Consider the following 15,964-nt stretch of genomic DNA (forward strand, 5'->3'; position numbering starts at 1 on the left):
ACACAGCCCCGCGCCCCTCACGGGGCGCGGTCCCTTCCTATCCGCCCCCGTCAGGAGAACGTGATGCCCACCAGCGCATTGACCCACCGCGTCCGCGTCCTCGCGGCACCCGGAGAACGCCATGACGAGATCCTCACCCCCGCCGCCCTGGACTTCGTCGGCCGCCTGGCCGCCGCCTTCGGCGAGCGCCGGCCGGCGCTGCTCAAGGAGCGTCGCCGGCAGGCGATACGCATCGCAGCCGGATCTCCGCTCGACTTCCCCATGGTCACCTCCGCCGTCCGCGCCGACCCCGGATGGCGCGTCGCCCCGCCCGCTCCCGGCCTGACCGACCGCCGGGTGGAGATCACCGGCCCGCCCGAGCGCCGGCTGACGGTCAATGCCCTCAACTCCGGTGCCCAGGTGTGGATGGCCGACTTCGCGGACTCCACCTCCCCCACCTGGGACAACGTCATCGGCGGCCAGCTCAGCCTGCTCGACGCCATCGAGCGCCGGATCGACTTCACCACGCCCGAGGGCAAGGAGTACCGCCTCGGCGAGCGTGACCGGCTCGCCACGATCGTGGTCCGCCCCCGCGGCTGGCACCTGATGGAGGAACACCTGGAGTCCGAAGGCTGCCCCGTGCCAGCCGCCCTCGTGGACTTCGGCCTGTACTTCTTCCACTGCGCGCAACGGCAGATCGACGCAGGCCACGGGCCGTACTTCTACCTGCCGAAGCTGGAGAACCGCTACGAGGCCCGGCTGTGGAACGACGTCTTCGTCCTCGCACAGGAGCTCCTCGGTATCCCGCGCGGCACGATCCGCGCCACCGCCCTCATCGAGACGATCACCGCCGCCTTCGAGATGGAGGAGATCCTCTACGAGCTGCGCGAGCACGGCGCCGGCCTCAACGCCGGCCGGTGGGACTACCTGTTCAGCCTGATCAAGACCTTCGGGCACCGGACCGACTTCCTGCTGCCGGACCGCGCCGAGGTCACCATGACCGCACCGTTCATGCGGGCGTACACGGACCTGCTGGTGCGCACATGCCACAAGCGGGGCGCCCACGCGATCGGTGGCATGGCCGCGCACGTGCCGGACAAGGCCCCGGCCGCCAACGAGGCCGCGCTCGCCAAGGTCCGCCTGGACAAGGAGCGCGAGGCGCAGGACGGCTTCGACGGCTCGTGGGTCGCTCATCCCGGCCTTGTGCCCGTGTGCCGCGAGGTGTTCGACGCCTCCCTCGGTGACCGACCGCACCAGATCGGCCGCACCCGCGACGACGTGGAGGTGACCGCCGCGGACCTGCTGTCGGTCCGCCGCGTCACCGGTCCTCCGTCGCCGGAGGGAGTGCGCATCAACATCTCGGCCGCGCTGCGCTACTTCGATGCCTGGCTCCGCGGGCAGGGGGCCGTCGCCCTGGACGGCCTGATGGAGGACGCGGCAACCGCGGAGATCGCTCGGGTGCAGATCTGGCAGTGGCTGCGACACCGTGTCGTCGACCGCGAAACGGTCGTGAGGCTGCTCGACGACGAACTCGCCGCCCTGGGCGCCGAGTATCCCTGGGCAGCCCTCGACGAGGTGCGGGCGATCTTCGAAGCAACGGCTCTGGCAGCGGAGTTGCCGCTCTTCTTCACTCCGGACGCCTACAGCCGGCACCTCGTGCGACACGCGGAGGTGCGGTCATGAACCAGGGCATCCGACGCGTAGGCGTGGTCGGTGGCGGCCAGATGGGCGCCGGCATCGCCCTCCGTGACCACTGTCGAACGTATCCAGCCGCCTCCCACGGCGGTACGTCCCAGGGTGGTGGCCCGCGCCGGCCTGTACGCCGTGCTGGCGGCGAACGCGGGCGTGGTAACCGTGTTCTTCTTCCAGGCCGGACTCGGCTCGAGCACCCTGATCGCGATCGGCCGGCTGGCCGGGCTGTACGGCGCGCTGCTGATGGCCTTCCAGTTGCTGCTGGTGGCCCGGCTGCCGTGGCTCGACCACCGGATCGGCATGGACCGGCTGACGTCCTGGCACCGCTGGGTCGGCTTCGGCCTGCTGTGGACACTGCTGTCGCACGCGGTGTTCATCATTCTCGGCTACGCGCAGCCGGCGTCCCTGTCCTTCGTGGAAGAGCTGGTCGAACTGGCCACGACGGTCGAGGGCGTACTGCGAGCCGTCGTCGCGCTGGCCCTGATCATCGTGATCGGCGCGGTGTCGGCGCGCTTCGCCCGGCGCCGGCTGGCGTACGAGACCTGGCACTTCATCCACCTGTACACGTACGTGGCGGTGGTGCTGGCCTTCACGCACCAGGTCGCGGTGGGGACGACCTTCACCACGTCGTCCGCCGCCACCGCCTATTGGTGGGTGCTTTGGGGAGCGGCGCTCGGCTCGGTGTTCCTGGGGCGGCTGGTGCTTCCGGTGTGGCGGAATCTGCGCCACCGGCTGCGGGTCTCGGCCGTGGTGCCGGAGTCAGACAACGTGGTGTCGATCTACATCACGGGACGGGACCTGGACCGGCTGCCCGCTCGGGCGGGCCAGTTCTTCCTGTGGCGGTTCCTCACCAAGGACCGCTGGTGGCAGGCCAATCCGTTCTCCCTGTCGGCCGCGCCGGACGGCCGCACGCTGCGGCTGACCGCGAAGACCGCCGGGGCCGGCACCGCGGCGCTGCGCCATCTCAGGGTGGGCACACGGGTGTTCGCCGAGGGACCGTACGGAGCGTTCACCACCTTGCACCGGACGCGCCCGGACACCCTGCTCGTCGCCGGCGGTGTGGGCATCACCCCGATCCGGGCCCTGCTGGAGGAGCTGTACGGCCATGGGGTCCTCATCTACCGGGTGGCGACGGACCGCGACGCCGTCCTCCTGGACGAGCTGCGGGAGCTCGCGGACGCCAAGGGCGCCGAGCTGCATGTCATCACCGGTCCCGCCACGCCCGACAAGCTGGCGCCCCGGGAGCTCGCCCGTCTCGTACCGGACGTGGCGGACCGGGACGTCTTCGTCTGCGGGCCGCCCGGCATGACCGGAGCCGTCCTGCGCACCCTGCGCGACCTGGGCGTGCCCAAGCAGCAGATACACGCCGAGCGCTTCAGCCTGGCCGGATGAGGGGGACGTCATGAAGCGAGCCATATCCGTTGTGGTGCTGACCGCGGCGGGGCTGATCCCGCTCTGGCGGTACGAGCCGTCGAGCGGTGCGACGACGACCACCGAGGTCGCCGCGCCGACCCCGGCTCCCTCGTCGACCGCGTCGTCCTCGGCCTCGCCGTCCGCGTCGGCCGCCGCCTCACAGGTCGTCCAGGGCTCCACCGTCAACACCTCGAAGGGCGCCGTGCAGGTGGAGGTGACCTTCGCGGGCGACAGGATCAGCTCCGTGCGCATGCTCCAGCAGCCGAACCACCCGCAGACCACGGCCGCCGTGCCGGTGCTGATCAAGGAGACGCTGCGGCCGCAGAGCGCCGGCATCGACACGGTGTCCGGCGCCACGATCACCAGCGAGGGATACGTCCAGTCCCTCCAGGCCGCCCTCGACGCGAAGGGTTCGTGAAGTGCGCCGCGTCGAACACGTCATGGGGTTCCCGGTCTCCCTCCGGATCGACGACGCCTGCGCCGACGAGGAGACCGCGGACCCGGTGTTCGCGTGGCTGCGCGAGGTCGACGCCCGGTTCAGCCCCTTCCTCGCGGACAGCGAGGTGTCCCGCCTCGACCGGGGCGAGCTGCGGCCCGACGAGCTCAGCCGCGATCTGGTCGAAGTCCTCGGCCTCTGCGAGGAGTACCGGGTCGCGAGCCGTGGCGCCTTCGACGTACGGCTGCCCGGCCGCGGTCTCGACCCGTGCGCGGTGGTGAAGGGCTGGTCGGTGCAGCGGGCCGCGGAATTGCTGGTGGCGTGCGGGGTGCGGAGGTTCTGCCTCAACGCCGGTGGTGACGTGGTGACGTACGGCGGACCCTGGCGGGTGGGCGTGCGGCACCCCGAGGTGGCGGACCGGCTCTGCGCCGTGCTGGAGATCACCGACGGCGCGGTGGCGACCTCCGCGCGCTACGAACGGGGCGACCACATCCTCGACGGGCGCACCGGCCGGCCCGCGACCGGGCTGCTCAGCGTCACGGTCGTGGCGCCGTCGCTGACCGAGGCGGACGCGACGGCGACGGCGGCGTTCGCCATGGGTGCGGAGGGCGTCGAGTGGGCCGCCGCGCGGGAGGGCTGCGAGGTGTTCGCCGTCGACGACGAGCGCGGGGTGCTGCGCACCGCGGGGTTCCCTGTCGCCGGGTGACCGGCCGGCTGAACTCGCGGCTCTCAAGTCCCTTGCGTCGAACCGGAATCGAAACCTGTCGGAAGCGTTGACGTGCCCCTGCCGGAAACCTATCTTCTGGTCGAAGCTCCGTACAGCGTACGAGATTTCGAACGTTCTGCCGTCAAAGGGGACTCGCCGTGTTCCGCACCCGCCACTGGTTCGTCCTGGGGGCAGCGCTGCTGGCCCTGCTCGCGTCGTTCGTCGGCCGGCCCGCGTCCGCGGCCGACGGCCGGCCGTATACCAACCCGATCAAGTCGCAGAAGGGCGCCGACCCCTGGCTGGAGTACTACAACGGCAACTACTACCTGGTGACCACCTCGTTCACGAACGAGCTGACCATGCGGAAGTCGCCGACGCTCGCGGGGCTTTCGACGGCGCCGAGCGTGCAGATCTGGACGGACACCGCCGCCGGCCGCAACGCGAACTTCTGGGCCCCGGAGATCCACTTCTTCAACGGCCACTGGTACCTGTACTACTCCGGGGCGCAGAGCGGAGCCGCCTGCTGCGACACCCAGCGCACGCACGTCCTGGAGAGCGCGGGCTCCGACCCGATGGGCCCGTACACCTACAAGAACAGCCTGACCGGCTCCAACCTCGATCCCGGCGGCTGGCTCATCGACGCCACGGTGCTTCAGTACAACAGCAAGCTGTACCTGGTGGGCAGCGGCTCCGTGGGCGGCAGCAAGCAGAGCCTGGTCATCGCGCCGATGAGCACCCCGTACACGCTGAGCAGTTCCGCCTTCACCGTCATCTCCAGCCCCACGCTGAGCTGGGAGACCTCCGGGGCCCCCGTCAACGAGGGGCCCGAGCCGCTGTATCACGACGGCAGGACGTTCCTGACGTTCTCCGCCAGCTACTGCCAGACCGCGGACTACAAGCTCGGCCAGCTGGAGTTGACCGGCAGCGACCCGCTCTCCGCCGCGTCCTGGACGAAGAAGCAGACCCCGGTCTTCCAGCGCAATGACGCCGCCGGGGTCTACGGGCCCGGCCACAACGGCTTCTTCACCTCGCCGGACGGCACCGAGAACTGGATCGTCTACCACGCCAACAGCTCCTCGAGCGGCGGGTGCGGCAACGGTCGTACGACACGGGCCCAGAAGTTCACGTGGAACGCGGACGGCACACCGAACTTCGGCACCCCGGTCGCGACCGGAACCACCCTCGCGGGCCCGTCCGGAGAGACCGCGGCGACCCCCACGGCGTACACCGTGGTGAACCGCAACAGCGGCAAGTGCCTGGACGTGGAGGGCAGCAACACCGCGGACGGCACCAACATCTTCCAGTGGACCTGCACCGGCGGGGCCAACCAGAAGTGGCGGATCGAGGACCAGGGCAACGACACCAGCCGCCTGGTCAATGTGGCCACCGGCAAGGTCATGGACACCGCCGACTGCTCCACCGCCGACGGGGCGGACCTGCGGCAGTGGTCGTGGCTGAACAACAACTGCCAGAAGTTCCGGCTCATTTACACCGGAAGCGACTACGTCCGGATCGTGAACGCCAACAGCGGCAAGGTCGCCGATGTCGCCAACTGCGCCGCCGCCGACGGCACCGACGTACGCCAGTGGACCTGGCTCAACAACACCTGCCAGCAGTGGCAGCTCAAGCCCACCCCCTGACACCCGGAGACCCAGGATCATGAGACGTCTCATCGGCCGCCTGCTGACCGCGGTGCTCGCCGCGCTGGCCCTGCTGACCGCCGGTACGCCCGCCCACGCCGCCGCCCCCGCCTCTCCGGCCGTGACCTTCACCAACCCGGTCGCCGAGAAGCGCGCCGACCCGCACATCTTCAAGCACACCGACGGCTACTACTACTTCACCGCCACCGTGCCGGAGTACGACCGCATCGTGCTGCGCCGGGCCACCACGCTCCAGGGCCTGTCCACAGCTCCGGAGACCACCATCTGGACCAAGCACGCGAGCGGTGTGATGGGCGCTCACATCTGGGCGCCGGAGATCCACTTCATCGACGGCAAGTGGTACGTGTACTTCGCCGCCGGGTCGACCAGTGATGTGTGGGCGATCCGGATGTACGTCCTGGAGAGCAGCGCCGCGAATCCGTTGACCGGCGCCTGGACCGAGAAGGGCCAGATCGCCACCCCGGTGTCCTCCTTCTCGCTCGATGCCACCACGTTCGTCGTGAACGGCGTCCGCTATCTCGCCTGGGCCCAGCGCAATCCCGCCGAGGACAACAACACGAGCCTGTTCATCGCCAGGATGGCCAACCCCTGGACCATCACCGGCACGCCGGCCGAGATCTCCCAGCCCACGCTGTCGTGGGAGACCGTCGGCTACAAGGTCAACGAGGGCCCGGCGGTCATCCAGCACGGCGGCAAGGTCTTCCTGACCTATTCGGCCAGTGCCACGGACGCCAACTACTGCCTGGGCATGCTGACCGCGTCCGCCTCCGCCGATCTGCTGAACGCCGCCTCGTGGACCAAGAGTCAGCAGCCGGTCTTCAAGACCAACTCCGCGACCTCTCAATACGGGCCCGGCCACAACTCGTTCACCGTGTCCGAGGACGGCAAGTCGGACATCCTCGTCTACCACGACCGCAACTACAAGGACATCACCGGCGACCCGCTCAACGACCCGAACCGCCGCACCCGCCTCCAGAAGATCTACTGGAACGCCGACGGCACCCCCAACTTCGGCATCCCGGTCGCCGACGGCGTCACTCCGGCCCGCTTCTCCTCGTACAACTACCCGGACCGCTACATCCGCCACTGGGACTTCCGGGCGAAGATCGAGCCGAACGTCACCAACCTCGCGGACTCGCAGTTCCGGGTGGTGACCGGTCTCGCCGGCCCCGGGACCGTCTCCCTCGAATCGGCGAACTACCCCGGCTACTACCTCCACCAGAAGAACTACGAGGTGTGGGTGGAGAAGGACGACGGGACGGCCGCGTTCAAGAGCGACGCCAGCTTCTACCGGCGGACGGGGCTCGCCGACGCGGCCTCCGGTATCTCCTTCGAGTCGTACAGCTCCCCCGGCCGCTACATCCGGCACTACAACTACCTGCTCTACACACAGCCCGCCGACACGACGACCGCCAAGGCGGACGCGACGTTCTACGCCGAGTAGTTCACCGCCAGTGATGCGCCGCCGAGCAGCTCGCCCCTCCCGCACGAGACTCGAGACGAGGAACGCTCACCATGACACCGCCCCTGACCAGACGTGCCGTGCTGCAGACCGCGCTACTCGCCGCGGCGGCACCGGGAGTCGCGTACGCCGCCGGCGGCGGGGCCGTCGCGGCCACGCTCCCGGCGCCGTCCGCCTGGACGCTCCGGCCGTTCCAGCTCGGGGAAGTGGCGCTCGGGGAGGGCCTGTTCGCCGCGAAGCGTGCGCTGATGCTCGACCACGGCCGCGGCTACGACGTGAACCGGCTGCTCCAGGTCTTCCGCGCCAACGCCGGGCTCTCCACGCTCGGCGCCGTCGCCCCCGGCGGCTGGGAGGGCCTCGACGGCGAGGCGACCGGCAACCTCCGCGGGCATTACACCGGTCACTTCCTGACGATGCTCGCACAGGCGTACGGCAGCACGGGCGAGCAGGCGTACGCCGACAAAATCGGCTCCATGGTCGGGGCGCTGACCGAGGTGCGCGAGGCGCTGCGGCACGATCCGGCGGTGCTGAGCGTGGCGGGCCGGTTCGGGACGGGCGCGGAGCACGTCCGAGGCTCCTACCGGTACGTCGACCTGCCGGCCGGCGTGCTCGGCGGTGCCTCGGCGATCACCCTGTCGGCCTGGGTGAAGCCGACCCATGACGCCAACTGGGGCCGGGTCTTCGACTTCGGCAACGACACCACCCGCTACCTCTACCTCGCCGCCCGCAACGCGAGCGGAGTCCCGCGCTTCGCCATCACGACCGGTGGGCCGGGCGGCGAGCAGGGCCTCGACGGCGCCGCCGCGCTGCCGCTGAACGCGTGGAGCCATCTGGCGGTGACGATCGCGGGCGGCACCGGCACCCTGTACGTCAACGGCACCGCCGTGGCCCACAACACGGCGATGACCCTGACTCCGGCGGCCCTGGGCACCTTGAAGAACAACTGGCTCGGCCGCTCGAACTACGCCACCGACCCGGCGTTCGCGGGGGCGTTCGACGAGTTCAACGTATGGTCGCGGGCGCTGACCGCCGACGAGATCGCGGCATTGCAGAACAGCCGGGCCGCCGACGCGTCCACCGGCCGGGGCGACCTGGCCTCGTACGCCTTCGACGAGACGACCGGTGGCACCTTCGCGGACGCCTCCGGGCGCGGCCTGGACGCCACCCTGCGCCGCACCTGGGGCGGGCCGAGCCATCCAGGGTTCCTCGCGGCGTACCCGGAGACGCAGTTCATCCTGCTGGAGTCGATGACGAGCGGCGACTACACCAAGGTGTGGGCGCCGTACTACACCGCCCACAAGATCCTGCGCGGACTGCTGGACGCGTACCTGTACACCGACGACGCGCGGGCACTGGACCTCGCGTCCGGGATGTGCGACTGGATGTACGCGCGGCTGTCCCGGCTGCCCGACGCCACCCTGCAGCGGATGTGGGGCATCTTCTCCAGCGGCGAGTTCGGCGGCATCGTCGAGGCGATCTGCGATCTGCACGCCCTCACCGGCAAGGCCGAACACCTCGCGCTGGCCCGGCTGTTCGACCTGGACAAGCTCATCGACGCGTGCGCCGCGGGCGACGACACCCTCGACGGGCTGCACGCCAACCAGCACATCCCCATCTTCACCGGGCTGCTGCGGCTGTACGACGCGACGGGCGAGCAGCGGTACCTGAGCGCCGCGCGGAACTTCTGGGACATGGTCGTGCCGGTGCGGATGTACGGGATCGGCGGGACCAGCACCGGTGAGTTCTGGAAGGCCCGAGGTGTCATCGCCGGGACGATCGGCGCCACCAACGCCGAGACCTGCTGTGCGTACAACCTGCTCAAGCTCAGCCGGATGCTCTTCCTCCACACGCGGGACCCGAAGTACATGGACTACTACGAGCGAGCCCTCTACAACCAGGTGCTCGGCTCGAAGCAGGACAAGGCCGACGCGGAGAAACCGCTCGTCACGTACTTCATCGGTCTGACGCCCGGCCATGTCCGTGACTACACGCCCAAGCAGGGGACCACCTGCTGCGAGGGCACGGGCATGGAGAGCGCCACCAAGTACCAGGACTCGGTGTACTGCAAGGCGGCGGACGGCAGCGCGCTGTACGTCAATCTGTACAGCCCGACCACGCTGACCTGGGCCGAGAAGGGCGTCACCGTCGCACAGACCACGGACTACCCCAGGGAGCAGGGGGCCACGCTCACCATCGGGGGCGGCAGCGCGGCCTTCGAGCTGCGGCTGCGGGTGCCGTCATGGGCGACGGGCGGCTTCCGGGTGACGGTCAACGGCAGAGCGGTGAGCGGGACTCCGGTCGCCGGCCGCTACTTCACCGTCTCCCGCACCTGGCGTCGCGGTGACGTCGTGCGGGTCGCCGTGCCGTTCCGGCTGCGGGTGGAGAAGACCCTCGACGACCCGTCCGTGCAGACCCTCTTCTACGGGCCGGTCAACCTGGTCGCCAGGAACGCAAGCACGAGCTACCTGCCGTTCGGGCTTTATCGCAACGCGGCTCTCTCCGGCGACCTGCTCCCCACGCTCACCCCGGTGGGAGGCAAGCCGCTCCACTACACGCTCGACGGCACCGGGTTCGCGCCCTTCTTCGAGGGAACCGAGGACCCCACGCACGCCTACTTCCGGCGTGCCGAGCCGCTGGTGGTCTTCGGCGGCAACGACTCCGGTGTCGCCAATCCGGCCAGGGATGACGGCACCACCCTCCTCGACGAGATCTGGGCCGGGGCCCCGTTCAGCGGCAAGGTCGCGCTGGTCTCGCGGGTGCGGGCCACGGTGGACGCCTGGGTGACCGCGGGCCTGCTCGGTGAGGCCGACGGCGAGAAGGTGGTGGAGACGGCGCGGAACGCCTCGTATGTGTCCTGACGCCGGCAGGCGGATCACCAGGCCCGCAGGGGCTCCCCGCCACCTGCCGGGAGGTGAAGCCGTCGGGGCCCACGGGGGTGTCGCCGAGGAGGGTGACGCGGTGCATGACGCGGTCCACGTGCAGCTGGGCGAAGTCCGTCGGGGCGAGGTGGCACGTGGTGCGGTTGTCCCAGAAGGCGATGGAGCCCGGCTCCCAGCGGAAGCGGACCGTGTACTCGGCACTGGTCAGGTGCTCGAAGAGGAGGTCGAGGAGGCGGCGGCTCTCCGCCTCCGTTGGAGAGTTGGGGGGCCGCTCAGCCGGCATGCACCGCCCACTGCATCCACAGCGGGAGCAGGAACAGGGCCGCGACCGAGCTCTTGATCACGAGTGACGCCGACATGTCGACGCCGACGTCGTAGCGCTGAGCGAAGATGAACAGGTTCTGCGGGGCCGGCATCGCGGCGATGAGCACGAGGTACTTCAGCCAGTCGCCGTCGACGCCGAAGACGGTGGCGCAGACCGCCCAGGTCATCAGGGGGAAGACCAGGCACTTGAAGGCGATGAGCCCCATCTCCTCCCGGGTGGTGCCCCGGACGGTGAGTCCGCTGCCGCCCAGGTGCAGTCCGAGGGCGAACAGCGCCACGGGGGACGCGCTGTCGCCGACGAAGGAGAAGCCGTCCAGGACCGCCTTCGGGACGTGCAGCGACAGCAGATTGAGCAGAATCCCGGCGTTGCAGGCGAGGACGACCGGGGTGGCGAGCGAGGCCCCCACGGCGCGCAGCAGCAGCCGGGGCCCCGTCCTCGCGGTGGCGTCTCGCTCCGGGCGCCCCAGCTCCATGATCGAGATGATGACGAGGGTCAGTACACAGACCTGGAAGAGCAGGACCGGGAAGATCGGGGCCGCGTTCCCGAAGAGCGTGATGAACACCGGTACGGCGAAGTAGGCCGTGTTCACCTGGACCCCAGCCATGATGCGCAGTGCGACGCCCCGGGGATCGCGTACGCCGCCCAGACCCGCGAGAACGCCGACCGTCAGCACCGCGAGGGCCGCCGTGGTCGCGTACGCCAGGATGGCGCGCCAGTCGAACAGGGCGCCCAGATCGCTGCTGTAGATATTGCCGAAGAGATAGCAGGGGACCGCGAAGAGGAACGCGTAGTCGGCGAAGGCCCGCGAGCTGTCCGCGGACACGACCTTGCGGCGCGCGAGCAGGACTCCGCAGCCGAAAGCCAGCACCACCGGTACGAGTTTCTCGAGCGCGTTCAGTGCCCCCATGGACGTGTGGCCTCCCCGGCATCGGTGAGGGCACGGTAACCGGTGATCAGCCTGCGGATCACGGCGTTCCCGCCCGGCGCGTACGCGTGGTCGTCGATCCGGGAGACCGGCAGCAGCTCGCAGGCCGTACCGCAGATGAACGCGCCGTCCGCCTCGCGGACGAAGGCGGGGCTCAGATACTCCACCGAGCAGCGGATGTTCTCGCGGCGTGCCAGTTCCAGTACTTGGGCGCGGGTGATGCCGTCGATCGTGCAGCGCGTGGTGGGCGTGTGCAGGACGCCGGCACGGGTGAAGAAGACATGGGCGCCGGTGGCCTCGGCGATCAGGCCCGCGTCGTCAAGGAGCAGCGCGTCGTCGTAGCCGGCCCGCAGCGCCTGGTTCTTGCTGACCGTGCCGATCAGGTAGTTGCCCGCCGCTTTGCTCTTGACCGGCGCGAACTGCGGCGAGGGCCTGCGGTATTCGGCGTACGAAGGACCAGATCTGTACGGCGCGGGGGCCGACCCGGTCGGCGAGGCGCCCGGAGGGGGTGCTCAGCGCCAGGGCGACCGCGGCGGCGGCCCCGGCGCCGAGCCCGAACCGGCCGGGCGACAGCCGGAGTACGGCTGTCGCGTAGACGGCGTTGAGCGCCATCCACAGACCCTGGCCCATGGTGTGCACCAGGGTGATTCCGGTGAGGGCGCGGGCGGGACCGCGCGGCGGAAGGATCCGGCTCAGCACGGCCGCACCGCCTCGCACCGTCCGCGCCACGTCAGGGTCTCCGACATCACCGCGCACCTCTCGTTCAGCGCCATTGCCAACGATGGGGTCCCGAACCCCGTTCCCTGTGGGGAACCTCAATTCCGTACGCATTGAATTCTACACACGTTGACTTCTACGGTAAACCCTCGCAGCGCAACGGCACTTGACGGTCCGTCGGAGTCGTGGACCTAGCCGGTCCGGCAGAGCGTCAGCCACTCCTGACGATCCATCAGAACAGCTTGCTGCCCTTCAGCCTCGCCTTGATGGCCTCGCGCCCATTGCCGAGCACCAGCCGGCGTACGACCGGATCGGCCTCGGTGGCGGCCCAACGCAGCATCTTGAGCAGGGTCTTGGGCTGCGGGTTCAGGAAGCGCACCTCGCGTTCGGCGTACCCGAAGTGCTTGGGCACGAAGTCCGCCGCCAGCAGCCGCTCGTACAGGAGGTCCGCCGCGTCCCGGGCACGCACGGCGCCGGCCTCGACCGCCTCGCACTGCTTCACCATCGTCTCGTAGAGCTCGGCGAAGCCGTCGTGATCGGGCCAGTACAGTCCCGGGTACGGAACGTCCTCCAGGTCCACGAAGTGGCGGTCGCGGCCGTCCTTGCGGAACTTGGTGAGCGCGGTCTGCATCCGGTACACGCCGGCGTTGGCTCCCCACGCCCAGATCCTGAAGACCGCGCTCCACAGGTCGTAGTCGCACCAGGAGATGAAGGCCGAGTTGACCAGCGAGTCGTTGTAGTCGAACAGCGACTGCTGGAGGCGGTCCACCGGGGCGAACCGCTCCCCCGAGAGGTCGTCGTCCTGGACCGCGCGGAGCAGCCGCCAGGCCAGCACGTTCAGGGCCTCGGTCGTGTTGGAGAGCCCGCGCGAGAAGAGCGGGTCCAGGAAACCGGCCGCGTGCGAGAGCAGGAACCAGCGGTCACCGGCGGTCTGCTTCGAGGAGTACTGGAGCCGCCCGGTCGAGGTCCACTCCCGCACCGCCTTCATGCCCTCGAACTGCCGGACGATGTCCGGGAAGGGCGCGGCGAGCCGGGCGAAGTCCTCCTCGGCGCTCACCCCCTCCGGCTTGGGGAAGCGCCGCGGGTCGACGGTCATACCGACGCTGCACAGCGGGTTCTTCGACCACTTGTTGTTGTTGAAGCCGATCACCCAGGCCCAGCCACGGTCGAACATGTGGTGGACGGTGCCCTCGTACCAGGGCACGGGCGGCCGCTGGCTGTCCGGAAGGTGGTCGAAGAGCCGGTCGGTCGGGGTCAGGTCCACGACGTGGTTCCAGATCGACCGGGAGTGGTGCTTGAACCGGCAGGGGTCCTCGCGCAGCCCGAACTTGTCCGCGACCGGCGAACGGAATCCGCTGGCGTCCACCAGATAGCGCGCCCGGTACTCGCCGTCACGCCCGGCCAAAGTGACACCCGAGCCGTCGAAGTCGATGTCGGTGACGAAGAAGTTCTGGCGGGCCTTGCAGCCGTACTTGACTGCCACCTGGAAGAGGTACGAGTCGGTGTCCTGACGGAACAAGTGGGCCGCCTCGTGCAGCAGTTGGGGCGGCGTGTTGAACTCGTTGACCTCGCGGGGGTTCTGCGGCGCGCCTTCGTGGTGCAGCAGGAATCCGAAGTGCCGTTTGACGCCGAAGCGCGGGCCGATGGTGCGGGTGGTGTCGGTGAACGAGGCGAGCGCGGCGATCTCCGGAACGTCGTAGCGCTCCGCGAGGGTGCGCAGGGACACCAGGGTGAAGGGAATCGTCGACTCGCCGATCGCGAACCGCGGATGCGAACCGGCGTCCAGCAGCAGGACCTTGGTCCCGTGCCGGGCCAGGATCGCGCCGAGAAGTGATCCGGCGACGCCCGATCCGAGGATCGCCACGTCGTACGTCTCCTTCTCCAGCTCAGAGTTGCCCGGTGAGTTCACGTGTTCTCTCCTTGTCGTCGGGTGGGACAGGACGGGGTCGGCACACGGCGACCGGGCGGCTCGGGGCCCGATCCGCCCGACAGGCCCCGGGAGGTGCCAGGGCAGGCTTGGGAAGCGCCAGGACAGACCTGGGAGGTGCCCTCCGGTCGTGACCCGGAGGGCACCCGCCGGGTCACCCGGGACGGCGCACGCCGCGCAGCCGCTCCCGGATCAGCCCACCCATGGCGCCCTTGAGCAACGCGCCGACCTCGTCGGGAGCGTCGGTACGGACCCAGCGGGCGGCGCGCGCGATACGCGCCGGGGTGTTGTGGAAGAACCGGTCGGCCGGGTCCCCCAGACCGAGGGACGGCGGGAGGTAGTCCGCCTCCCGGATGGCGTCGAAGATGCGGTCGGCGGCCGCCCTGGGAGTACGCGTGCCGGCCTCGACCTCCTCGCACAGGGTGCGGGTCAGCGGCCCGAGGGCGTTGTAGTGCGCGCTGTTGGGGAACGGCGACCCCGGGTGCCGCGTCTGCTCCAGGTCACGGAAGACGGAGTCGTCGCCGCTTCTGCCGTACGCGGCACACGCGTTCTCCACGGCGAGCGCGCCCAGCACGGTGCTCACCGTCCAGGTCCGCACGACGGCGTTGAAGAGCTCGAAGTCACGGAAGGACACGAACGACGCGTAGGCCAGATCGTCGTGCGTGTCGAACAGGGCCTGCTGGAGGTCCTCGACGTACTGGAACCGCCCGGTGGACCAGTCGCCGTCGCGCGCCGCGTCGATCAGGCGTCGGCCGAGCGCGTTGACGATCTCCAGGCTGTGGGCCAGGCCGCGCGAATAGAGCGGGTCGACGAATCCGGCGGTGTGGGACGCCAGGCAGTAGCGGTCGCCCACGACGCGCTTCGAGGAGTACTGCAGGCGTCCGGTCGCGGTCCAGGGCCGGGCGGGCTCGGCCTGCGCGAACTGCCGGGCCAGATCCGGGAATTGGGCCAGGACACCGTCGAATTCCCGCTGCGGCGAGAGGCCGCGGGAGGGGTGTTTGCGGAGGTCCAGGGTGAGGCCGACACTGCACAGGCTGTTGGTGGAGCGGGGCTGGTTGTCGAAGGGGATCACCCACAGCCAGCCGCCGTCGAAGACATGGTGCAGCGTTCCCTGGTGCCAGGGGCTGGGCCGGTCGTGCAGTCGCCCGGCCGGTGTCTCGTCGTACGGCGTCACGCCCGTCATGTGCGTGAAGAGTGCGCGGGAGTGGTGCCGCGCCCGGGTCGGCTCCTCGCGCAGCGCCAACTCCCTTGGTAACAGCGCGTCATGACCTCCCGCGTCGACCACGTACCGCGCGGCGAACTCTTCACCGCCCGCGGTGCGCAGTGCCACCCCGGTGCCCGCGTCGATCCGGAGCCCGTCGACGCATGCGCCGGGTCCGGTGCGCACGTCGGCCCCGTACCGCCGCGCGACGCCCAGCAGATGGGCGTCGACGTCTTCCCGGAAGAGATGCGGCACGGGCGGAACGACGGAGGGGTTGACGACCTGATAGATCTCACCCGGGTGCTGACGCAGGTGCGCGCGGTGATGGACGAACCCCATACTGCGCATCACGCCGCAGCGGGAGGAGACCTCGCGCTGAACCGCCTTGAGACTGGTGAGGTGTTCGACCTCGGGCACGCCATAACGCCGGGCGACCACACGGGCGAGTGCCGCGGTGTAGGGCACCATCGACTCCCCGACCGCGAAGCGCGGGGGCTGCTCGCCGTCGACGAGGAGCGTCCGCACCCCGTTCCGCGCCAGGACGGCCGCGAGCAGCGACCCCGCGAAGCCACCGCCGATCACGGCGACCTCGTACATCGTGCGCGGACTGTCCTTGCCGGTCACGTTCACGTGCCTCACCG

General features: G+C 69.9%; 12 protein-coding genes and 1 pseudogene. 7 read left to right on the forward strand and 6 right to left on the reverse strand.

Annotated elements, in window-relative coordinates:
• The first annotated feature begins 63 nt into the window (after window positions 1-63).
• The 7 genes from aceB (at window position 64) to ACZ4RZ_RS29855 (ending at window position 10,207) form a co-directional block, all read left to right on the forward strand.
• A complete protein-coding gene (aceB, locus tag ACZ4RZ_RS29825) occupies window positions 64-1,662 on the forward strand; it encodes a malate synthase A (RefSeq protein ID WP_467749186.1) in 1,599 nt (532 codons plus the stop codon).
• 63 nt (window positions 1,663-1,725) lie between these two features.
• Window positions 1,726-3,063, forward strand: a complete 1,338-nt coding sequence (locus ACZ4RZ_RS29830) for a ferredoxin reductase family protein (RefSeq protein ID WP_467749188.1) — start codon at window positions 1,726-1,728, stop codon at window positions 3,061-3,063.
• A 10-nt stretch (window positions 3,064-3,073) separates the two neighbouring features.
• Window positions 3,074-3,502, forward strand: a complete 429-nt coding sequence (locus ACZ4RZ_RS29835) for an FMN-binding protein (RefSeq protein WP_467749190.1) — start codon at window positions 3,074-3,076, stop codon at window positions 3,500-3,502.
• Window position 3,503: 1 nt separating this feature from the next.
• Window positions 3,504-4,226: an FAD:protein FMN transferase gene (locus ACZ4RZ_RS29840; protein WP_467749191.1), complete on the forward strand. Its 723-nt coding sequence runs from the start codon at window positions 3,504-3,506 to the stop codon at window positions 4,224-4,226.
• A gap of 158 nt (window positions 4,227-4,384) precedes the next feature.
• Window positions 4,385-5,866, forward strand: coding sequence for a family 43 glycosylhydrolase (locus tag ACZ4RZ_RS29845; protein WP_467749193.1), 1,482 nt, complete (start codon window positions 4,385-4,387; stop codon window positions 5,864-5,866).
• Window positions 5,867-5,885: 19 nt separating this feature from the next.
• Window positions 5,886-7,331, forward strand: a complete 1,446-nt coding sequence (locus ACZ4RZ_RS29850; RefSeq protein WP_467749195.1) for a family 43 glycosylhydrolase — start codon at window positions 5,886-5,888, stop codon at window positions 7,329-7,331.
• Window positions 7,332-7,402: 71 nt separating this feature from the next.
• The gene (locus tag ACZ4RZ_RS29855; RefSeq protein ID WP_467749197.1) at window positions 7,403-10,207 is read left to right on the forward strand and encodes a beta-L-arabinofuranosidase domain-containing protein; all 2,805 of its coding nucleotides are present in this window, start codon (window positions 7,403-7,405) and stop codon (window positions 10,205-10,207) included.
• A 151-nt stretch (window positions 10,208-10,358) separates the two neighbouring features.
• Here the strand turns inward: ACZ4RZ_RS29855 and ACZ4RZ_RS29860 are convergent.
• The 6 genes and pseudogenes from ACZ4RZ_RS29860 to ACZ4RZ_RS29885 all read right to left on the reverse strand — a co-directional run.
• Window positions 10,359-10,511 (reverse strand): annotated as a pseudogene (locus ACZ4RZ_RS29860) (TauD/TfdA dioxygenase family protein); the annotation flags it as partial.
• Window positions 10,501-11,460 carry an AEC family transporter gene (locus tag ACZ4RZ_RS29865; protein WP_467749199.1) on the reverse strand — a complete coding sequence of 320 codons (960 nt, stop codon included), beginning with the start codon at window positions 11,458-11,460 and terminating at the stop codon, window positions 10,501-10,503. The pseudogene ACZ4RZ_RS29860 and the gene ACZ4RZ_RS29865, both read right to left, overlap by 11 nt.
• Window positions 11,448-11,861 carry an aminotransferase class IV gene (locus ACZ4RZ_RS29870; RefSeq protein WP_467749408.1) on the reverse strand — a complete coding sequence of 138 codons (414 nt, stop codon included), beginning with the start codon at window positions 11,859-11,861 and terminating at the stop codon, window positions 11,448-11,450. Before ACZ4RZ_RS29870 ends, ACZ4RZ_RS29865 begins: the two co-directional genes overlap by 13 nt.
• Window positions 11,797-12,207 carry a hypothetical protein gene (locus ACZ4RZ_RS29875; RefSeq protein ID WP_467749201.1) on the reverse strand — a complete coding sequence of 137 codons (411 nt, stop codon included), beginning with the start codon at window positions 12,205-12,207 and terminating at the stop codon, window positions 11,797-11,799. Before ACZ4RZ_RS29875 ends, ACZ4RZ_RS29870 begins: the two co-directional genes overlap by 65 nt.
• 220 nt (window positions 12,208-12,427) lie before the next feature.
• Window positions 12,428-14,104, reverse strand: a complete 1,677-nt coding sequence (locus ACZ4RZ_RS29880) for an NAD(P)/FAD-dependent oxidoreductase (protein ID WP_467749203.1) — start codon at window positions 14,102-14,104, stop codon at window positions 12,428-12,430.
• A gap of 172 nt (window positions 14,105-14,276) precedes the next feature.
• The gene (locus ACZ4RZ_RS29885; RefSeq protein WP_467749204.1) at window positions 14,277-15,953 is read right to left on the reverse strand and encodes an NAD(P)/FAD-dependent oxidoreductase; all 1,677 of its coding nucleotides are present in this window, start codon (window positions 15,951-15,953) and stop codon (window positions 14,277-14,279) included.
• Window positions 15,954-15,964: the final 11 nt, after the last annotated feature.

The sequence above is a fragment of the Streptomyces sp. NPDC027189 genome (assembly GCF_055566975.1).